This window comes from Salibacterium aidingense DSM 18341, from assembly GCF_000429685.1.
Classification (GTDB): Bacteria; Bacillota; Bacilli; order Bacillales; family Marinococcaceae; genus Salibacterium; species Salibacterium aidingense.
The window spans coordinates 190,786-209,510 of the sequence record NZ_AUCI01000003.1; the positions used below are offsets into that span (position 1 = coordinate 190,786).

The 18,725-nt window shown below is 43.0% G+C and carries 24 protein-coding genes; 11 read left to right on the forward strand and 13 right to left on the reverse strand.

Annotated features, from left to right (window positions below):
• The first annotated feature begins 271 nt into the window (after positions 1–271).
• Positions 272–415 carry a YqzM family protein gene (locus G475_RS26675; protein WP_084414000.1) on the forward strand — a complete coding sequence of 48 codons (144 nt, stop codon included), beginning with the start codon at positions 272–274 and terminating at the stop codon, positions 413–415.
• Between the two features lie 43 nt (positions 416–458).
• Here G475_RS26675 and G475_RS24275 read toward each other — a convergent pair whose 3' ends face one another.
• The 3 genes from G475_RS24275 to G475_RS0105115 all read right to left on the reverse strand — a co-directional run bounded on the left by G475_RS24275 (position 459) and on the right by G475_RS0105115 (position 4,793).
• Positions 459–2,795 (reverse strand): DNA internalization-related competence protein ComEC/Rec2, encoded by a 2,337-nt coding sequence (locus tag G475_RS24275; protein ID WP_051302186.1) that lies wholly within the window; start codon positions 2,793–2,795, stop codon positions 459–461.
• Positions 2,796–2,803: 8 nt separating this feature from the next.
• A complete protein-coding gene (locus G475_RS0105110; protein WP_026700361.1) occupies positions 2,804–4,087 on the reverse strand; it encodes a homocysteine synthase in 1,284 nt (427 codons plus the stop codon).
• Between the two features lie 76 nt (positions 4,088–4,163).
• Positions 4,164–4,793: a helix-hairpin-helix domain-containing protein gene (locus G475_RS0105115; protein ID WP_026700362.1), complete on the reverse strand. Its 630-nt coding sequence runs from the start codon at positions 4,791–4,793 to the stop codon at positions 4,164–4,166.
• Positions 4,794–4,892: 99 nt separating this feature from the next.
• Between G475_RS0105115 and comER the strand changes: the two genes are divergently transcribed.
• Positions 4,893–5,723, forward strand: coding sequence for a late competence protein ComER (gene comER / locus G475_RS0105120; RefSeq protein ID WP_051302188.1), 831 nt, complete (start codon positions 4,893–4,895; stop codon positions 5,721–5,723).
• Positions 5,724–5,745: 22 nt separating this feature from the next.
• On the opposite strand, the gene G475_RS24280 is transcribed toward comER, so the two are convergent.
• Genes G475_RS24280 through G475_RS0105160 form a run of 8 tightly spaced genes read right to left on the reverse strand, consistent with a single transcriptional unit; the run spans position 5,746 to position 10,840 of the window.
• Positions 5,746–6,522 (reverse strand): class I SAM-dependent DNA methyltransferase, encoded by a 777-nt coding sequence (locus G475_RS24280; RefSeq protein ID WP_051302190.1) that lies wholly within the window; start codon positions 6,520–6,522, stop codon positions 5,746–5,748.
• Positions 6,523–6,534: 12 nt separating this feature from the next.
• Positions 6,535–6,888, reverse strand: coding sequence for a ribosome silencing factor (gene rsfS, locus G475_RS0105130; protein WP_026700364.1), 354 nt, complete (start codon positions 6,886–6,888; stop codon positions 6,535–6,537).
• A gap of 17 nt (positions 6,889–6,905) precedes the next feature.
• Entirely contained in the window at positions 6,906–7,472 is a 567-nt protein-coding gene (gene yqeK / locus G475_RS0105135) for a bis(5'-nucleosyl)-tetraphosphatase (symmetrical) YqeK (protein WP_026700365.1), read from the reverse strand.
• Positions 7,465–8,040 (reverse strand): nicotinate-nucleotide adenylyltransferase, encoded by a 576-nt coding sequence (locus tag G475_RS0105140; RefSeq protein ID WP_026700366.1) that lies wholly within the window; start codon positions 8,038–8,040, stop codon positions 7,465–7,467. Before G475_RS0105140 ends, yqeK begins: the two co-directional genes overlap by 8 nt.
• A gap of 14 nt (positions 8,041–8,054) precedes the next feature.
• Entirely contained in the window at positions 8,055–8,348 is a 294-nt protein-coding gene (gene yhbY / locus G475_RS0105145) for a ribosome assembly RNA-binding protein YhbY (protein ID WP_026700367.1), read from the reverse strand.
• Position 8,349: 1 nt separating this feature from the next.
• On the reverse strand, positions 8,350–9,204 hold the full coding sequence (aroE, locus tag G475_RS0105150; RefSeq protein WP_026700368.1) for a shikimate dehydrogenase: 855 nt from the start codon (positions 9,202–9,204) through the stop codon (positions 8,350–8,352).
• Positions 9,204–10,313 carry a ribosome biogenesis GTPase YqeH gene (yqeH, locus tag G475_RS0105155; RefSeq protein WP_026700369.1) on the reverse strand — a complete coding sequence of 370 codons (1,110 nt, stop codon included), beginning with the start codon at positions 10,311–10,313 and terminating at the stop codon, positions 9,204–9,206. Before yqeH ends, aroE begins: the two co-directional genes overlap by 1 nt.
• A 2-nt stretch (positions 10,314–10,315) precedes the next feature.
• Positions 10,316–10,840 (reverse strand): YqeG family HAD IIIA-type phosphatase, encoded by a 525-nt coding sequence (locus tag G475_RS0105160; RefSeq protein WP_211233914.1) that lies wholly within the window; start codon positions 10,838–10,840, stop codon positions 10,316–10,318.
• A gap of 387 nt (positions 10,841–11,227) precedes the next feature.
• On the opposite strand from G475_RS0105160, the gene sda reads away from it, so the two are divergent.
• The gene (gene sda / locus G475_RS26680; protein WP_026700371.1) at positions 11,228–11,377 is read left to right on the forward strand and encodes a sporulation histidine kinase inhibitor Sda; all 150 of its coding nucleotides are present in this window, start codon (positions 11,228–11,230) and stop codon (positions 11,375–11,377) included.
• A 31-nt stretch (positions 11,378–11,408) separates the two neighbouring features.
• On the opposite strand, the gene G475_RS0105170 is transcribed toward sda, so the two are convergent.
• Positions 11,409–11,630, reverse strand: coding sequence for a hypothetical protein (locus G475_RS0105170; protein WP_026700372.1), 222 nt, complete (start codon positions 11,628–11,630; stop codon positions 11,409–11,411).
• A gap of 207 nt (positions 11,631–11,837) precedes the next feature.
• Between G475_RS0105170 and G475_RS0105175 the strand changes: the two genes are divergently transcribed.
• The 8 genes from G475_RS0105175 to G475_RS0105210 all read left to right on the forward strand — a co-directional run bounded on the left by G475_RS0105175 (position 11,838) and on the right by G475_RS0105210 (position 18,057).
• Complete coding sequence (locus G475_RS0105175) at positions 11,838–14,243, forward strand: Na+/H+ antiporter subunit A (protein WP_026700373.1); 2,406 nt, start codon at positions 11,838–11,840, stop codon at positions 14,241–14,243.
• Positions 14,244–14,299: 56 nt separating this feature from the next.
• Positions 14,300–14,662 (forward strand): Na(+)/H(+) antiporter subunit B, encoded by a 363-nt coding sequence (locus tag G475_RS0105180; protein ID WP_233275733.1) that lies wholly within the window; start codon positions 14,300–14,302, stop codon positions 14,660–14,662.
• Positions 14,662–15,003, forward strand: a complete 342-nt coding sequence (locus G475_RS0105185) for a Na(+)/H(+) antiporter subunit C (RefSeq protein ID WP_026700375.1) — start codon at positions 14,662–14,664, stop codon at positions 15,001–15,003. The genes G475_RS0105180 and G475_RS0105185 overlap by 1 nt, the downstream gene beginning before the upstream one ends.
• The gene (locus G475_RS0105190) at positions 14,996–16,480 is read left to right on the forward strand and encodes a Na+/H+ antiporter subunit D (protein ID WP_026700376.1); all 1,485 of its coding nucleotides are present in this window, start codon (positions 14,996–14,998) and stop codon (positions 16,478–16,480) included. Before G475_RS0105185 ends, G475_RS0105190 begins: the two co-directional genes overlap by 8 nt.
• A 5-nt stretch (positions 16,481–16,485) precedes the next feature.
• A complete protein-coding gene (locus G475_RS0105195) occupies positions 16,486–16,965 on the forward strand; it encodes a Na+/H+ antiporter subunit E (RefSeq protein WP_026700377.1) in 480 nt (159 codons plus the stop codon).
• On the forward strand, positions 16,962–17,243 hold the full coding sequence (locus G475_RS0105200; RefSeq protein ID WP_026700378.1) for a Na(+)/H(+) antiporter subunit F1: 282 nt from the start codon (positions 16,962–16,964) through the stop codon (positions 17,241–17,243). The genes G475_RS0105195 and G475_RS0105200 overlap by 4 nt, the downstream gene beginning before the upstream one ends.
• Entirely contained in the window at positions 17,215–17,610 is a 396-nt protein-coding gene (gene mnhG / locus G475_RS24285) for a monovalent cation/H(+) antiporter subunit G (RefSeq protein WP_407636190.1), read from the forward strand. The genes G475_RS0105200 and mnhG overlap by 29 nt, the downstream gene beginning before the upstream one ends.
• A 174-nt stretch (positions 17,611–17,784) precedes the next feature.
• Entirely contained in the window at positions 17,785–18,057 is a 273-nt protein-coding gene (locus G475_RS0105210) for an HU family DNA-binding protein (RefSeq protein ID WP_035710276.1), read from the forward strand.
• Positions 18,058–18,217: 160 nt separating this feature from the next.
• Here the strand turns inward: G475_RS0105210 and G475_RS0105215 are convergent, their stop codons facing one another.
• Positions 18,218–18,592, reverse strand: coding sequence for a hypothetical protein (locus tag G475_RS0105215; RefSeq protein ID WP_026700380.1), 375 nt, complete (start codon positions 18,590–18,592; stop codon positions 18,218–18,220).
• Positions 18,593–18,725 lie beyond the last annotated feature (133 nt).

Here is an 18,725-nt window from a genome sequence, read left to right on the forward strand (position 1 = left end):
TTCACGCAATATATTGAAGGAAAAGGAAAGTGCCAAGAAGCACTTTCCATTTATAATAAACGTTGATAAAAAGGCCTAGGACATCTTTTTATCAACGATATTCGGGGTTTCTCTTTTATTTTATCCTATGATCGAAGGGGTTATGGGTGACAACTGTTTACAGCTGCGGTAATGACATCCTTTGTATTTGATTGTTCGTTTTTATTCAATAATATGGATTTTTATCGCTGCTTGTCCTATAATATGGGGAGAGAGCTTTTGCAAGGAGGAGATGGCTGTGAGTCATTTTGAAAAGGACGTGCAGAGCAAACGGAACGATTTCAACGATTCAGTTGTTGGATTCGTGGTGCCTTTTGTTTTTTTCACGCTTATTATGGTTATTGCTACTGTCATTGATGTAGCAGGTGGATTTTAATAACGAAAGTGGAGAAACCTTGTCAGGAAAAGACAAGGTTTTTTTAGTGGGATCCACAGTTGGGCTCCGTCCTTTCCCCGGCCTGATAAATATCCTGTACGGCCTGCTCAGTAAAAACGATTTGAACAGCGCCGCCTGCATCGGTGCGAAATACTTGCGTTCCCGCTTTTTCTAACGTTTGGAGAGTTTCCTGATGCGGATGCCCAAACCGATTGCATACACCCGCGGAAAGGAAAGCAGCTGTTGGCTGCAGCTGTTGAATAAAAGCAGAGGTCGAGGAAGTGCGGCTGCCGTGGTGACCCACTTTTAAAAAGTCAGCTTTAACGTCGGGGTAAAGATCAAGAAGTTTTTTCTCTCCCGCTTCTTCTAAATCTCCGGTGAACAACCAGCCGGTCCCTCCAAGCACTGCTTTAAAAACGATGGAACGGTCGTTTCCGGGATCCTCTCCGCCCGCCGGCAGAAGAACCTGAAACTTGCTTTGTCCTTCCTGCCAACGATTTCCCTTTCCACTCCAGACAATAGGAATATTTTGATGGTCTACGAATTGGAGAAACCTTTTCTCTTCTTCTGTAAAAATGCTTCCTTTTCCATACAAGACAGCCTGTACGTTCGTTTGTTCAAGCACGGCAAATAAACCGCCGTAATGATCAATATCTCCGTGAGTTACAATTACTTTATCCAATGCTTTGATTCCCCGTGCCTTTAGAAATGGCATTACCATTTTTTCTCCCGGATCATACGGGTCCCTTCTCTTTTCCCATTCCTCTTTAGGAAATGGTAAAACCCCTCCGCCGTCGATCAAATAAACAGCTTTACGATGTGGAAGTTCCATCACAATACTTTCTCCCTGCCCCACATCAAGAACGGTGACATAGCCTTTATTATCCCAGTATGGGTACTGCAGCTGGGCGTATATCACGGTCATTGTCAACAAAAGGGGCAGAAGAAGTTTAACGTGACATCCATATTTATCCCAACGGTACAACCCATAATAAATGGTCAGAGAAAGCATGACGGTTATCTGCCAGGATGGTTTTCCAAACGCCAGGGTAAAAATCTTCCAGCCGGCAGCTATTTGAAGAAGGTTATGCGCCTGAGCTGTTATTTGGCTTAATACAGCAGCTGGAAAAGAAAATAGAAAAGGGGGAAGAAAGGAGAGAAAAAACAAAAGGATTACCCCAGGCAGCACGAGAATGGAAACAAAGGGAATAAATAAAAGGTTAAGCAGGATGCTTAATAAAGAGAACTCATAAAAATGAAAAAGGACCACAGGCAGACCAGCGAGCTGGGCAATACTACTGACATAAAAAGCAGCCTTCCAATAAGCGTTAGTTTTTAACATATTCCTCGATAAAAGCAGGGAAGCACTGATGAGAAAGGAAAGCTGAAACCCAATATGGAGGAGATAATAGGGCTGCAGGAACAATAAAAGTACAGCAAACAGACACAACACAAAAAAAGGATCCACGGTTTTTCTCCCAGTCTTTCTCCATATAATAAAAATCATCGTAACAGATACAGCCCTGATGACAGAAGGAGCTGCTCCAGCCAGCACAATATAAGCAGGCAGAAGAAGAAGCAGAACCCATTCTGCTTTTTCTCGTGTCAGGCCGATCCGCAGCAGCATATAATAAATCATTCCGGAAAGCAGCCCGGCGTGCAGTCCGGAGACAGCCAATAAATGGATTAATCCAAGACTCTGATAATGGTTTTCTGTGTCTGGGTCCAAGAGAGCTCTTTCTCCAAATAAAAGAGCGGCGGCCACTCCTTTCAATTCTTCCGGGAAGGAGTGATCGATCCACTGTATGCCTGCATGTCTCCATTCTTTAAGCATATAATACAGGCTGAAACTGTTTTTCCGGCACTGTAAATCATTTACCGAGAAAACATCCATTTCCCAGTGGGTATAATGTTGTTTTAAGTAATGACGGTAATCAAAAGCGTGAAAATTGGAAGCGGCAGAAGGAAGGGATAAGCTGCCAGTGACGGAACACGAGATTCCCGGGGATAAACGAGAGGCCGGAATAATTTCATTAAAATCATGAAGTTTTACGGAGACCATAATCTTTTCGCCATTCTCTTTTTTCAAATCAAAGCGGAGCTTATCTCCATCTCTGATGGGGCCTTCATGCAAAACTCCTTTTATTTCCCGTTCTTCTCCAGATAATGAAGAAATATTTGTAAGTTCGACCCATTCGGTGCGGATAAAAAACACAGCGGACAGCCCCAGCAGACAGAAGAAAGTTTTTCTGTCTTTTTTTAGAGCTGCGAAAGTAAAAAAGGATGCCGCAATAAGGAAGGTGGTCCATGACACAGTGGAAAAAGACCAACTTATTGCGGCAGCTGCTCCAATCACAAACCATATGCCCTTTTTATTCAATCGGTTACCTACTGACTTTTTTCCAGGGCCTGTTCTATGTCTGCGATAATATCATCCGCATGCTCAATGCCTGCCGAAATTCGAATAAGGTCAGGGGTTACGCCTGCAGCTTCCTGGTCCTCCAGACTAAGCTGCTGATGAGTGGTACTTGCAGGATGAATAACAAGAGATTTCGCGTCACCGACATTGGCTACATGAGAATGAAGGCGGCAGGCATTGATGAATTTCTTTCCTTCTTCTGCTCCGCCTTTAATTCCGAATGTTAAAATAGCTCCTTTCCCGTGAGGAAGGTACTTTTCCGCTAGATCAAAGGTAGGATGGGAGGACTGGCCCGGATAGTTCACCCAGTCTACAAGCGGACTTTCTTCCAGGTATTTCACAACCTTTTCCGCGTTTTCACAATGACGTTCCATCCGCAGATGAAGGGTTTCCAGACCCTGCAGCAGTAAAAAGGAATTCATCGGGGCAATAGCCGGCCCCAGATCCCGAAGCAGCTGCACCCGTGCCTTTATAATATAGGCAAGCTCCCCGACAGCTTCGGTATAGACTACGCCGTGGTAACTCGGATCAGGTTCGGTCAGACCGGGAAATTTGCCGTTTTTCCAATTGAATTTCCCTGCGTCTACAATCACACCGCCAATGGTCGTACCGTGACCTCCTATAAATTTGGTTGCGGAATGGACTACAATATCCGCGCCGTGATCAATCGGACGGCATAAAGCAGGAGTTACGACCGTAGCATCCACGATTAATGGCAGATCATGGTCGTGGGCTACTTTGGCAACCTGTTTAATATCGAAGACGTCCCCGTTCGGGTTGCCGATCATCTCTCCAAACACAACCTTCGTTTTTTCATTGATTTTTTCAGCGAAGGCCTCCGGATTCGTTCCATCCACGAGATGAACTTTTATCCCAAGCTTAGGAAATGTATGAACAAACATATTATATGTACCGCCGTACAAGCCGCTGGAAGCTACGATCTCATCCCCGCTTTCACATATATTTAAAATGGCAATGTGAATTGCGGAACTTCCGCTGGCTACAGCCAGGGCTCCCACTCCGCCATCAAGCTCCGCCATCCTTTTTTCAAACACATCCTGCGTAGGATTCATAATCCTTGTATAAATATTTCCAAATTCAGAAAGTGAAAACAAATTGGCGGCGTGATCCGTATCTTTAAATCCATACGAAGTCGTCTGGTAAATCGGTACCGCACGTGCCTGCGTTGCAGGGTCAACTTCCTGTCCGCCATGTACAGCGACAGTTTCTAACTTCCATTGTTCTTCGCTCACGAATATATCCCCTTTCGTAATAAACGGTTCGCATTTAATATTATCAAAAAATTCACATTCCTGAAACTGTTTTCATTCACTCCAGTGTGATTCTCTCCTTCATTTGTTCCAGGGAGGCTTCTCCAATACCGGAAACTTGAAGCAGCTCATCTACCTGCTCAAACAAACCGTTCTCTTCTCTATACGATATGATAGCGCCTGCTTTTGCGGGTCCAATTCCAGGCAGGGTTTCCAGGCTGGATGCCTCTGCATAATTAATCCGCACAAGGTCGTCTTCTTTTTCGTCTTTCACTGCAATAGTAGTTTCCTCTCCTTCTTCCGGCACATAAACGACCATTTCATCCTCTAACTTTTCAGCAAAATTAACTCCAAGCGGCTCTCCTTTTTCTAGAATCCCGCCCGCAGCATCCAGGGCATCAATAATCCTTTCTCCTTCTTCCAGTTCATACACTCCCGGATTTTGAACCGCTCCTTTCACATCAACCAAAAGCTTTTCATCCTTTCCTTCCGTGGTGTCTTTTGCATCTTCGCCCTTTTCTTCTTTTCTCTCGGTTCCCTCCACTTCCAAATCCTGAATAAAAGCTTCCTGTCCGCCTGCGGGCTCCATATTTTTTTCTGCCTGGAAGAAATAAATGATACCTAACCATACTAAAAGAATTACGGCTGCACTCCCTGCAATCCAAAAAATCATAGTATTTCGCTGCATAGCGGCACTCCTTCAAAATTTGTAGTATATATGGGCGATTTGTCACATAGGATGTGGAGAGAAAACGTTAGGAACGGGATGACTAAGGAGGGGAAATCATTGAATAACATCGGCTTTATAGGAACCGGCAATATGGGGGGAATGCTGGCGGAAGTTATGCTCAATCAGTACAGCGTATCTCCTTCTCAAATGTTCATTTATAATCGCAGTAACGAAAGAAGTACTGATTTTCAGGCTGCTTATCCCACAGTAAACATCACAGACAGTATGAAAGAGTTACTCGCGAAAACGGATACTGTTTTTATTTGTGTCCGGCCGAATCAATATGGTCCGTTATTAAACGACTTAAAAAAACATTTGACGTTAGAGCATGTGGTGGCAACGATAACAAGTCCACTTCTGCTGGAAGATCTGGAAACCCTGCCGGCCCGCCGTGTCGTCAGGACAGTTCCAACTATCGTAAATAAAACCGGGAAAGGACCGCTGCTTCTCACATTTGGCAGCCACTGGTCGGAAAAAGAAAAAAACCTATTCCAGCAATGGCTCGCTACGTTTTCCGAACCAATACAAATTACAGACCAAACACTGCGGATATCCAGTGACATCATCAGCTGCGGACCGGCTTTTATTAGTTATCTTCTGGAACAGTTTATTCTGGCGGCAGTCGAAGAAACGGCCGTGACTCTGGAGGACGCGGAAAAGCTCGCTGAAAAAATGATGATTGCCTATGGGCATCTTTTAAAGGAAGGTCATTATGATCTCCGGGGATTAAGGGAAAAAGTCAATGTGCCTGGAGGTGTTACCGGGGAAGGACTTAAAGTACTGCGTCAATACAGTGAAGGGATGTTCGAGGAACTCATCCAGCAAACCCATCATAAGTACGCAGAGGATAAAAAAGAGATGGCAAAGCTGTTTCATGAAAAGAGGTAACAAGGACGGTGATCCGTCTTTGTTACCAGTTTATCTCTTTTTCTTTCCTTTGTACAGGTTTTTTTGCATAGAAAAAAAGACGTTCACTATTATGCTGAGGGCGTTCGAACGTAAAATCAGCAAATATTCCGCAGACTTCAAAACCGGCTTTTTTTAAAAAAGAGGTATAATGAGAAACAGGTAACGTTCTCTGCCTGTGGATTTCATCATGCCGCCTGTATGTCTCTTCTTTCTCTTTTATGAAAAAAGAAAGTTCGTGTTCCACTTCCCCCTTATTCCGGACTGGAAAAGTATTCCATATATAAGATACATCGTCTGCAGCATCTGCAAATGAAAAATCGTGTAAAATGTGTTCCACGTAATATATGGAATGGACATCAAAAACAAGCAATCCGCCTTCATATAAGTGCTCATAAAAAGACCGGAAAGCAGCTCGTATATCGTCTTCCGTGGTAATATAATTTAACGAATCACAGAAAGCAAGAATAGCATCATATTGGCCGGTATGCTGAAGGTTCGTCATATCCTGCAGATAAAAATTCGGATAAAAGCCTTTTTCATTAACTTTTTGCTGTGCTACAGCAAGCATATCTTCAGAAATATCCAGGCCGTGCGCGTCGTATCCTTCCATCAGCAATAACTCCAGCAGCGTCCCCGTCCCGCAGCCTGCATCCAAAAGGACAGCAGGCTGGTTTTCTTCTCTTTTAAAAAGATGCATCACCCACTGGAGCCATTCTTGATAAGGCGCCTCTTCCATCAATCGATCATAGACCTGTGCAAAACCACTGTACGTATGCATGATTTATCCCTTCTAGGAAGAAACCGTTTCTAATGGAACATGAGAAGCATCTCCCCAAAGTTTTTCCAAATTGTAATATGGACGCTCATCTTTATGAAAAATATGAACGATAACATCTCCCAAATCAATGAGAACCCACTTTGCTTCCTCGAAACCTTCCAGGCGTTTCACCTCTTGTTCCGACTCCTGCGCCTTCTTTTTGATGTCGCGTGCGATTGCCTGCACCTGCTTGTGTGAATTACCGTGACCAATGAGAAAATAATCGGCAATAAGCGAAATACCCCGCATATCCAAAGCTGTCAGGTGTTCTGCTTTTTTTTCATCGGCTGCACTGGCTGCAAGTTCTAATAGTTCCTTTCCTTCCATTCGTTACCTCTTCCCCCTTAACCGTTGGTATTTAAAGTCAAATGATTATAGGCAAATAATGTTTCAGGAAACACCGGCTGGTTTTTCTTTAACAAAAACGTGATCGTATTTCTCAAAGCCATTTTAATGGCACAATCCATATCTTTTTCCGCTTCTTCTCTTGTTTCCTCTACTCCTGGAAACTTACGGTTCGGTTCGATATAATCTGCCAAAAAGATTATTTTCTCCATCGGTGACATGTCCACTTTGCCTGTAGTATGCCAAAAAATAGCCGAAAGTATTTCTTCATCCTTAATTCCGACCTCTTTCTCGACTAAATAAGCACCGGCCGGGGCATGAAGCAATTCATCACCATAGGTAATAAACTGTTCATTCCAGTTTTCCGCTTCAATAATCCGGCGCATTTCCTCTTTGGAACGAAATTTGGCATAATCATGGAAAATGGCAGCTGTTTCCACTTTATCTTTCTCCACATCTTCTTTTTCTGCCAGCTTCAAAGCTGTATCTCTTACTCCCAATGTATGAACATATCGATGTTCTGTCAAATGAGGTTTGACTCTTTCCAATGCTTCTTTTCTATCCATAAACTTGATGCTCCTCTATGTATTTCCATACGGAATCTGGAATATAGTATCTGATATTGTTTCTATTCCGGATTCTTTCTCTAATCATAGTAGATGAAATATCGACCTGAGGCATTTCGATATACTTCATGCTTCGGCTGCTTAAATGATCCACGGAATAACCCGGGCGGTCCACAACAGCAAATATGACCGCTTCTTTTAGTTCCTCAATATTTTTCCATGATTCAAGACTGGCAGCCATGTCGCCGCCAATAATAAAATAAAAAACAGCATCTGGATAGTCGTGCTTTAAACCTTTTACTGTGTCTAATGTGTAAGACGGGCCTTTTCTGTCAAGTTCAACGGTAGAAACATAAAACTGGGAATTATCTATAATCGCCCGTTTTGTCATGTCCAGCCGCTCTTCTGGAAGTGCCATATGCTCCCTGGTTTTATGGGGAGGCGAATAAACCGGAATAAACCAAACTTCATCCAGTTCTAGTGTTATCAATGTTTCCTGTGCCATCATTAAGTGAGCGTTATGCGGAGGATCAAACGTTCCGCCCAGCAGACCGATCTTTTTTGTCATTAGCGAATCCCCTTTTACGAAGGCAGTTCGATCGTTTTATTTTCGCTTGATTCTTTATACAATATAATAGTGTTTCCGATAATTTGAACGACTGAGGCATCTGCTTCAGCTGCCAGTGTTTCGGCTGCCGAATGCTTATCTTCCATACTATTTTGAAGAATATTTATCTTGATTAACTCTCTTGCTTCGAGGGCATCGGCTGTCTGTTTGATTAAATTATCTGTTACCCCTGCCTTGCCGATTTGAAACACAGGCTTCAACGAATGTGCTTTTTTTCTTAAAAATCTTTTTTGTTTTCCTGTTAACAAGTTAATTCCCTCCCAGATGATGCATTACTACCGCATGCATTCTGTCTACGTCTGGCCATATCCCTGTCCATTTTTGAAACGCGAATGCCCCCTGTCCCACGAACATACCGACGCCATTTAACACTTGTGCCCCTGCTCGTTCAGCTTCCTGCAGCCACGCTGTTTTCAGTGGATTATAAATTAAATCACTGCAGATACACCCTGGTTTCAAATGGTCCGTCCGCCATGGAATATTATCCACATGCGGAGACATCCCTACAGACGTAGTATTAATAATAATATCAAAGGAAGGGGTGTCTTTTTCCGCTTCAGGGGTTGGTACTGCCCGTATGTCCGCCCTTTCGGAAACCCGTTCTTTTAACGCTTCCGCTTTGGCGGATGTACGGTTAGTCACTGTTAACTGCCGGACCCCCCGTCGTGCCAATTCACTGATTACGGCCCGGGCTGCGCCGCCGGCACCGATGACAAGAATACTGGAATTCTCCAGGGTTTCCCCCGCCTTTGTCAGGAGAGATTCTACATAGCCTTTACCATCGGTATTATATCCAATCCACCCATTCTCTTCTTTTACCACCGTATTTACCGCACCTATCATTCTGGCTTCCTCGTCGATGCTGTCTAAATAGTTCATGACTTCAATTTTATGCGGTACTGTAACATTAAAGCCGGATACATGTAATGCTTTCAGCCCGTTCACTGCCTCTTTCAGCTCCCCGGGTTTTACAAGAAATGCATGATAATAATATGGCAGCTCCTGAAAAGCAAACTGATCATTATGCATGACAGGAGATAAAGAGTGCCCCACCGGGTCTCCTATAACCCCAAATAGTTTTTCTGCCTGCATGTTCTTCTCCATTAAATAATCGCCTCTCTTATTGCCACGCCGGCCCCTTTTGGAGCATGTACTATTATTTTTGCTCCAGGATTCACTACCGTGATCCATCCAAGACCGGAAATGACCACATCTGTTTTCTCATTTTTTATTTGAAAGTGATGGGAAACAAACTCTGGCACCGCATCAAGAGAGTCTGTCTCAGGTGGAGAAAGCATTCCGCCTTTATGCTCTTTATAGAGTTGGTCCGCTTTATCCAGTTTCGTTCGATGAATTCGTAAATGATTGTCAAAATATGCCACGAACGAATTCCGCTCTCCTTCCACAAAATCAAAGCGGGCCAAACCAGCAATAAAAAGAGTCTGTTTCTGCTCCAATTGATACACCCTGGGCTTCATTTCTTTTGCAGGCGTTATCTTTTTTAGGTCGTCCCGGGTTACATAATGGGCTATTTGTTTCTCGTTTATAATACCGGGAGTATCGTACAGCCGCTTTCCATCATCCAGGGGAATATCTATCAAATCGAGAGTAGTACCCGGAAAACGGGAAGTAGTGATAAGCTGTTCTTCGTCCCCGCTGAATTCCTGGATTAAAGCATTAATAAATGTGGATTTCCCGACATTGGTACATCCGGTGATATAGACGTCCTTTCCCTTACGTAATTCATCCATCTTAGCAGCAGCCTCCGCCACGCTTTTCTTTTTCTCCGCACTGATCAGGAGCACATCTTCCACCTGTAATCCCTGTTCTTTTGCCTCCCGGCGTACCCAGTCTTTCAGCTTATTCTCATTTATTGACTTAGGAAGGAGATCCATTTTATTAACAAGCAGGAGGACGTCATTTCCTCCGATGTACCGCTGTAAACCCGGAATCCAGCTGCCTTCAATATCAAACACATCGATAATTTTTACAATGAGGGCTTTCTGCTTCCCCAATTCATGCAGCTTGTCTGTAAAATCCGTATGATTCAGCGGCACTTCCTGGATCTCGTTATAATGATTTAGACGGAAACAACGCTGGCAGATGACCACATCCCTTTCCAACGCCGCCGGCGGGGTATAACCTGCTTCTGCGGGATCCTCTGTTTGGATCGGTGCTCCACAACCCGCACATATAAGTCTGCTTTGATCCACTTCTATTCCTCCCACTGTATAAGACCTTTATCTTTTAACCTGTGAAGCACCCTGCGTTCTACTTTTCGATTAATTTTCGTAAAAAAACCGTCTCCCTGTCCAACCGGGACAACAAGCACTGTATAAAACCCTGCGCGGTTGCCTCCAAACACATCCGTTAACACCTGGTCTCCAATAACCACTACTTCATTTTTTTTCAGCCCCATGCGTTTACATGCTTTTCGAAATGCGTGTCCCATCGGCTTTTTAGCAGAGTGTATAAACTGAATACCTGTCGGTTCGGAAAAGGAGCTTACTCTTTCCTTATTGTTATTCGAAACGATAGTCACCTGAAATCCCTGTCGTTTAACAAAATACATCCAATCCAGCAGTTCCGGTGTTGCCTCCGGTCTATCCCACTCCACCAGGGTATTATCCAGATCTGTTATAATTCCCTTGATCTGACGGTCATTGAGCTCCTCCAAATTCAAATCAAATACCGAGGGGATATATTCATTTGGTATGAACTGTTTAATCACAATGGACACCCTTTTGAAAGAATTAATATTCCGTACAATGTTCCGCTAAACTGAAAGTATATCGTTAATATTGGTTTTTTTCAAACGATACCAGAATCAAAATCATGACTAAAAGTTTTCGACATAATTTTGATTTTTTGAATATGTGGATAACTTTATCACCAAAAAAAAACCTTGTCGTTAATAATATTTACCGGTAATATGTAAATGATTATAAACAACTTATCCACGATCACATGTGGATAAAACGAACGGTTGTTCTCTCCAGTCCAGCATGATACACTGACTATACAATCAGTTGGAAATACATGTCTTATGAAATAACGCCTATACACGGTGTACTACCATGACTTGATGAAATAACTATGGAAATCCAAGGAGGTGTGCTGCCCTCTTATGAATCAGCTATCGGACGAATTATTAATCGAAGCTTACGAAAAGGCTCTCCGCCTTCAATTAAATGAAGATTTCATTTCCTTAATCGAAGAAGAACTTAAACATCGGTCCCTTCAGGAGAAGTGCATGAAACCGGCAATTACGTTATAACGTGAGGATGCAATAAAAAGCCTTTCCATTTTTAACTGGAAAGGCTTTTTATTTTGACATATTCCCTTGGGGCAAAGGTATCTCTTTCAATGTTTTCATTAGAAAAGGAAAGGGGTTCTGTATTTTCAGGGTAAGAATAGAATTTTTCAACTCTTTTTTGTTCAACATAACCATTAGCCATCCAGGCACCGGTTATCAATAACAAAAAAATGATGAAAAATCCGATCCCTTTAGATAAATTTTTATCTGCCATGTTTTTCTCCTTCCATCTTTTCTACTTACTATGCGGAAAAATGTCTAAATTTATTCACAAAATTTTTAACTTCGTGTTTCTACCTATTTATAAATAACGCCTATATTGCCTGAAAATTCAGGTGTTTAGAGATGCACAGTTTTCTAATATAAGTTATAATGTGAAAAGAATTTGCACCCGTGAAATCGACAAAGGAGGTTCTATATGATTACAGCACTTCACTTAGCTATCATCGCACCATTTCTTGCTGCTGTATTTGTACCGATTCTTTATAAAATGTTTCCCAATATACATACCGGATGGTTCGTATTAGCTGTCCCTGCGGTGTTGTTTGCCTACTTTCTGCAATACCTGCCAGTCACATCAAATAAAGAAACCGTAATGGCTGTGTTGGACTGGGTCCCCTCTCTTGATATTCATTTTAATGCATATGTGGACGGGCTTGGCCTGCTGTTTGCCCTTCTGATTACAGGTATTGGCATTTTGGTGGTACTTTATTCGATCTATTACTTATCTAAGAAAACAGAAGCTCTACATACTTTTTACACTTTTTTACTCATGTTTATGGGAGCCATGCTCGGCGTCGTATTATCGGACAATATGATGGTGCTCTACATGTTCTGGGAAATTACAAGCTTATCTTCCTTTCTATTGATTGCTTACTGGTATGAGCGCGAAAAATCCCTTTACGGGGCCTTGAAATCCATGCTGATTACAGTATTAGGCGGTTTCTCCATGCTCGTAGGATTTGTCCTGCTCTACTCGATCACAGGCACCTTCAGCATCCAGGAAACCATAGCGCTTTCCTCGGAGGTTGTTTCCCATGAGTTATTCCTTCCAGCGATGCTGACCATCTTGCTTGGGGCCTTTACAAAGTCCGCCCAGTTCCCATTTCATATATGGCTTCCGGATGCGATGGAAGCGCCCACTCCTGTAAGTGCTTATCTGCATTCCGCTACCATGGTCAAAGCAGGGATCTATTTAATCGCGCGGTTAAGCCCTGTTTTCGCTGTCAGTGGCGAGTGGCTGTGGCTCGTTGCCGGCTTTGGCATAACCACTCTGTTCTGGGGATCCTTTTCTGCGGTCCGCCAAACCGATCTCAAGAGTATTCTGGCTTTTTCCACCGTCAGTCAGCTCGGAATGATATTATCAATGCTTGGTGTTGGGGCGGCCGCTCTTCACTTCGACAATTTAGACGAAAATCTTTATGTAGGAGCAACAACAGCTGCCATTTTTCATTTAATCAATCATGCTACTTTTAAAGGCAGTTTGTTTATGATGGCGGGTATTGTCGATCATGAGACGGGAACAAGGGACATCCGCCGGCTCGGAGGTTTAATGACGGTCATGCCGATTACTTTTACCATTGCGGTGATCGGCGGCTTTTCCATGGCCGGCCTTCCTCCTTTTAATGGCTTTTTGAGTAAAGAAATGTTTTTCACCGCAATGGTGGAGTTTACGGAATTCCAATTGTTTAACGTAGATACTTTTGGCATCCTCTTTCCGGTACTTGCCTGGATTGCCAGTGTCTTCACCTTCATTTACAGCATGATGCTTATATTTAAGACGTTTACCGGGAAAATGCAGCCTGAAAAACTCGACGTAAAACCACACGAAGCGCCATTTGGCATGCTGTTATCGCCAATTATTTTAGTCAGCCTGGTCCTTGTATTTGGATTCTTTCCAAACATTTTATCGTATACAATTATAGAACCGGCGATGGCGTCGATTCTTCCTTCCCTGCTGCAGGAAGGGGAACAATTTTATGTCGATATTTATTTCTGGCACGGATGGACTCCCGAGTTATACATGACTTTAGGGGTTATTGGAACAGGTGTTTTATTATATTTAGGCATGAAAAAATGGATAGGTGTTTATCGTTTGTTCCCGGAAGGATTATCATTCAACCGGTTGTATGATCAAACGATTATTCAGGGGGAAAGAATGTCGGAAAAAGTCATCGGTTGGCATATGACCGGTTATATTAAAGATTATTTATTGTACATCTTTTCATTTTTTACCGCAGCCCTTCTGTTTACTCTCTTTTATAAAGGCGCATTTGTTGTTAATACTGAAAATGTCGCTCCCATCAGTGTTTATGAATTAATTCTGGCCGGGGTTCTCATTGTTTCTGTCGGCATTGTAATGTTTACGAAATCCAGACTGAAAGCAATCATCGGTTTAGGGGTCGCCGGCTACACGGTTGCATTATTTTTTGTTATTTTCCGGGCCCCTGATCTAGCGTTAACCCAGTTAATTATTGAAACGGTGTCCGTTGCTTTGTTTTTACTTTGTTTTTATCATCTTCCGCAAATATCTAAAAACCTGGAAAGTGTTCGTTTCCAGGCTGGTAATTTCATTATTTCAGCAGCTGTGGGTCTCACCATCACACTTATCGGAATAGCAGCGAGCAGCAGCAGATTGTTTGACTCCATCTCCGGATTTTTTCCTGAAGCAAGCTATGAGGAAGCCGGCGGTAAAAATATGGTGAACGTTATTTTAGTAGATTTCCGTGGTTTTGATACAATGCTGGAGATTCTTGTACTTGGTATAGCTGCTGTTGGTATTTTTGCTATGATCAAACTTCGTATGGCCGGGAGGGAACAGCTGTGAAATCCAACGATGTGATATTACAGACAGCGACCAATATTGTGTTGTTCATCGTCCTTATGTTTTCGGTGTTTATATTCTTCAATGGCCACCATGAGCCGGGCGGTGGATTTATCGGCGGGTTAATGACAAGTTCTGCTGTCGTTTTACTGCTGCTGGCCTACGATTTGGAGACAGTCAAACGGGTTCTGCCATTTGATTTCAAAATAGTCACGGCCGCAGGATTGTTAACAGCCGTAGCAACAGGGATGGGCTCCTTCCTGTTCGGTGAGCCGTTTTTATCACAGACCTATGATTATTTTACGTTCCCTGTGCTCGGAGAACTTGAACTTGCAACAGCTCTGCTTTTTGATATTGGTGTTTACTTGGTAGTGATAGGCATAACCCTCACTATTATTCAGACAATAGGAGAGGATAGGTAATGGAAATTGTGATGTCCATAATAGCCGGTGTTTTATTCATGGGCGGTACATATTTGGTTTTATCAAAAAATATGATACGGATCATTATCGGAACAGCCATCATAAGTCATGGTGCTCATGTTCTGTTATTAACAATGGCTGGTTTAAAAAGCGGGGCTCCTCCTTTATTGGGGCTTAAAGCCTCCACATACACGGATCCGCTTCCTCAGGCTTTAATTCTCACTGCCATCGTGATCAGTTTTGGGGTCACATCCTTTTTTCTTGTTCTTGGTTACCGCACCTATAAGGAAACCGGAACGGATAATACCGAGAAAATGAGAGGAACTGATTCATATGACTAACTTAATAATATGGCCTGTTTTAATACCGCTTCTCACCGGTATCCTGCTGCTGTTCGCCCCTAAACGTGTGGTATTTCAACGGGGGCTTAGTACAGTCTCTGCAGCTGTTTTACTTGTGGTGAATATATTTATCGTATTTACAGTGCAGCAGCAGGGCATTCAAACCCTGCAGCTGGGAGGATGGCAGCCGCCTTTTGGCATTGTGCTTGTCACAGATATGCTTGCTGCCCTTTTGATAACGGCCGCCGCTGTGGTCAGTCTTCCCATCCTTGTATTTTCGATTTATTCGATAGGGAAAGAACGAGAACGTTTTTACTTTTATGCGTTTTATCAATTTTTAATTGCCGGTGTCATGGGAGCATTCATAACAGGGGACATTTTTAACCTTTTCGTGTTTTTTGAAGTAATGCTTATTTCTTCCTACATACTTATTGTTCACGGCGGCACAAAAAAACAGCTTCGGGAGTCTTTTAAGTATGTGCTGGTGAATGTTATATCTTCTGCGTTTTTTGTTGTCGGTGTGGCTTATTTATATGCCGTGACCGGCACGTTGAATATGGCTCAACTATCCGAAAGAATCGGCAGTCTCGACACCGGAGCTCCTATTCTTTCGGTTATCGCAGTCCTGTTTTTAATTGTTTTTGGATTAAAAGGAGCCCTGTTTCCTTTATATTTCTGGCTGCCGGCTTCTTATGCAGCTCCTCCTTCTCCGATAGCGGCAATATTCGGGGCGCTGCTTACAAAGGTGGGCATCTATTCTATTTTCCGTACCTACTCCATGATTTTTACTCATGATACGGCCTTTACCCACCAGCTGCTCGGCATTCTTGCGGCTCTCACGATGATCATCGGTGTCATTGGTGCCGTCGCTCATCAGGATGTAAAAAAAATACTTGTTTATAATGTCATTGTAGCTGTAGGATTCGTACTGTTCGGCGTATCCACGATGACAGAAACCGGATATATGGGAGCCATTTTTTATCTATTCCATGATATTATCATAAAAGGTGCCTTATTTTTGATGATTGGCGCAATGATCACGGTGGCCGGCTCTACTCATTTAAAGGAAATGGGCGGCCTGATTAAATATCACCCGCGGCTCGGCTGGATGTTTTTCACAGCTGTGATGGCTCTCGTCGGGGTTCCCCCGCTTAGTGGATTTATCGGCAAACTCATGCTCGTCCAGGGGGGAGCAGAAGCCGGACAATACTGGATTATTGCTGTCATGATGGCCTCCAGCCTTCTGGTGCTTTATTCGATGATCCGTATCTTCTTAAAAGGCTTTTATGGCAAAATCAAGCTGGAAAAAGCGGATCAATATGGGACAACAAAGGGATTATTGCTTCCATGCGCTTTTCTCCTGACTGTTTCGGTTTTGATCGGTGTGGGAGCCGAAGCTGTTTATCCATTAGCTGCCACCGCCGCAGAAACATTATACGAACCGCAAATTTATATTGATGCCGTGTTAAAGGAGTAATGAACATGTCTTTTCAATTATTAATAAATCTCATCATGGCAATAATCTGGATGTTTATGAATGACGCATGGACATTCTCATCCTTTATCAGCGGTTACGTCATTGGATTGGGTATTGTCTATTTGTTACGCGGCTTTTTCCCCGACCGATTTTATTTTATCGGGGTTTATGCCATTCTAAAGTTAATATTGATTTTCCTGAAAGAACTGATTCTTTCGGCCATAGAAGTCGTCGGGCAGATTCTTCAGCCTACCCTTAAGATCACTCCGGGAATTTTTGCAATGGATATTGATCTGGAGAAAAAATGGGAAGTAACCGTTTTGTCCTGTTTAATCACTCTTACGCCTGGCACTCTGGTAGTAGATGTTTCTCCGGATAACAAAACACTCTTTATTCACGCCATGCATCTTCCCGATATTGAAAAAGCGAAAAAGGATATCCGGGAATCATTTGAAAAAGCGATCCAGGAGGTGAGCCGGACATGATACAGATCATTTTGATCCTCTCAGCTGTGCTTCTTTCTCTGGCTATTTTGATCTCTCTGTTCCGAGTGGCAAAAGGGCCATCGATGCCGGATCGTGTTATTGCCCTGGATATGATCGGAATTAATCTTATCAGCCTTGTTGCTGTTATTTCGCTTATTCAGGAAACCACAGCATTTCTTGAAGTCATCCTCCTGCTTGGTATTTTGGCCTTCATTGGAACAGTGGCATTTTCCAAATTTATTGAAAAGGGTGTTGTCATTGAGCGCAAACGAGATTAGCAGCTGGATTATCGGAATTATTGTCCTGCTGGGCGCGGTGTTAAGTTTAATCAGTGCGTTTGGCATTATTCGGCTGCCTGATATTTATACGCGGAGCCATGCTGCAACAAAAGCATCTACGTTAAGCGTTATGTGCATTTTAACCGGCGCTTTTCTGTTCTTTTCCATCGTCGAAGGCCTCTACAGCGCCCGTATTCTGCTTGGGATTGTCTTTGTATTTATTACTGCTCCTGTGGGGGGACATCTTATTTCAAGAGCGGCCTATCATTCCGGGGTTTCGTTATGGGACGCAAGTGTTCAGGATGAATTAAATGGGAAGAAACAAAAGCAGCCTTCCTCTTCCGCGCGCGAATCGAATAATGGATGAAAATGTAAATTATTGATGCATCAGGGGTTATAGAAACGCTAATTTTGGCAATACTAGGCATAAATCTACCGCATTTTTAAGTAAATTCCCCGTCAATACTTGACATATCAAGGATTGATGAGTAAATTTGTAGTGTAAAGGCTCTATATTTTTGGAAAGAAAGGGAGTTATTCTATGAACAAGACAGATTTAATCAACGCTGTTGCCGAGCAGGCAGACATCTCCAAGAAAGATGCTTCTAAAGCAGTAGACGCTGTTTTCGACAGCATTACAGAAACCTTGAAAAAAGGCGACAAAATTCAACTGGTTGGATTTGGAAGCTTTGAGGTTCGTGAACGCGCGGCCCGCAAAGGACGCAATCCTCAGACAGGAGAAGAAATCAAGATTCCTGCAACGAAGAATCCTGCCTTCCGTCCAGGAAAGCAGCTTAAAGACGCTGTTAACTAGTGGGACGATCTTTGGCTCTCTTTATCGAATAGGACATATTCAAAGAGCCGAAAATACACAAGAGAGCCTGTCCTTTTAAGCGTTTGAAAGAAGCTTTTCCTTCCTTCGAGGGAAAAGCTTCTTTCATGTTTTCCCGTTAAAGGTTTCTTCGTGGGCTCCTTTAATAATAAGGATACGGATAATACGGGTAAGGCTGGGGGGCAATATAGGGCAGAAGAGCAAGAGCTGCCAACGCTCCTAATGGAAATTCCCGGCGTCTGAAACGGCGGAATCTTCTTCTCGGCCGTCCTCCTCCATATCCATATCCACCATAATACTGGCGGCCGTCTCCATCATTTTCCCCTTCGCCTTCCATAATATTTTCTCCTACGAGTACTCTTACCCGATCCGACCCCACTTCTTCGATAATGCCATCCACTGCAGTACCATCTTTCATTGTTAAAATGACATCATGATACATATATTTTCTGCACTTATCCTGCATTTCTGTTGTTTCTCCATAAGGGCTGTACTGATCATTACTCCCTGTATTCATCTTTCTCCTCTCCTTTCATCCCCCATGATATTCACCTAATCCAAGAAAGTTACCTAGAATTTCTTATTATTTTATAAGAAAATATTGTAGGTATTGTCCGTAAGCATGGGCTTGTCCCCTCCTGCAGGCTTCT

Excerpts from the sequence above, each read along its gene's own strand:
- G475_RS24280 (WP_051302190.1), bottom strand. The coding sequence starts at position 6,522 with ATGCATACGTACAGTGGTTTTGCACAGGTCTATGATCGATTGATGGAA.
- G475_RS0105190 (WP_026700376.1), top strand. The coding sequence starts at position 14,996 with ATGACTAACTTAATAATATGGCCTGTTTTAATACCGCTTCTCACCGGT.
- sda (WP_026700371.1), top strand. The coding sequence starts at position 11,228 with ATGAATCAGCTATCGGACGAATTATTAATCGAAGCTTACGAAAAGGCT.
- G475_RS0105140 (WP_026700366.1), bottom strand. The coding sequence starts at position 8,040 with ATGACAAAAAAGATCGGTCTGCTGGGCGGAACGTTTGATCCTCCGCAT.
- G475_RS0105180 (WP_233275733.1), top strand. The coding sequence starts at position 14,300 with ATGTTTTCGGTGTTTATATTCTTCAATGGCCACCATGAGCCGGGCGGT.
- G475_RS0105115 (WP_026700362.1), bottom strand. The coding sequence starts at position 4,793 with ATGCAGCGAAATACTATGATTTTTTGGATTGCAGGGAGTGCAGCCGTA.
- yqeK (WP_026700365.1), bottom strand. The coding sequence starts at position 7,472 with ATGGATAGAAAAGAAGCATTGGAAAGAGTCAAACCTCATTTGACAGAA.
- G475_RS0105170 (WP_026700372.1), bottom strand. The coding sequence starts at position 11,630 with ATGGCAGATAAAAATTTATCTAAAGGGATCGGATTTTTCATCATTTTT.
- aroE (WP_026700368.1), bottom strand. The coding sequence starts at position 9,204 with ATGGAGAAGAACATGCAGGCAGAAAAACTATTTGGGGTTATAGGAGAC.
- G475_RS0105210 (WP_035710276.1), top strand. The coding sequence starts at position 17,785 with ATGAACAAGACAGATTTAATCAACGCTGTTGCCGAGCAGGCAGACATC.
- G475_RS26675 (WP_084414000.1), top strand. The coding sequence starts at position 272 with ATGGCTGTGAGTCATTTTGAAAAGGACGTGCAGAGCAAACGGAACGAT.
- G475_RS0105185 (WP_026700375.1), top strand. The coding sequence starts at position 14,662 with ATGGAAATTGTGATGTCCATAATAGCCGGTGTTTTATTCATGGGCGGT.
- G475_RS0105195 (WP_026700377.1), top strand. The coding sequence starts at position 16,486 with ATGTCTTTTCAATTATTAATAAATCTCATCATGGCAATAATCTGGATG.
- rsfS (WP_026700364.1), bottom strand. The coding sequence starts at position 6,888 with ATGGAAGGAAAGGAACTATTAGAACTTGCAGCCAGTGCAGCCGATGAA.
- G475_RS0105215 (WP_026700380.1), bottom strand. The coding sequence starts at position 18,592 with ATGAATACAGGGAGTAATGATCAGTACAGCCCTTATGGAGAAACAACA.
- G475_RS0105200 (WP_026700378.1), top strand. The coding sequence starts at position 16,962 with ATGATACAGATCATTTTGATCCTCTCAGCTGTGCTTCTTTCTCTGGCT.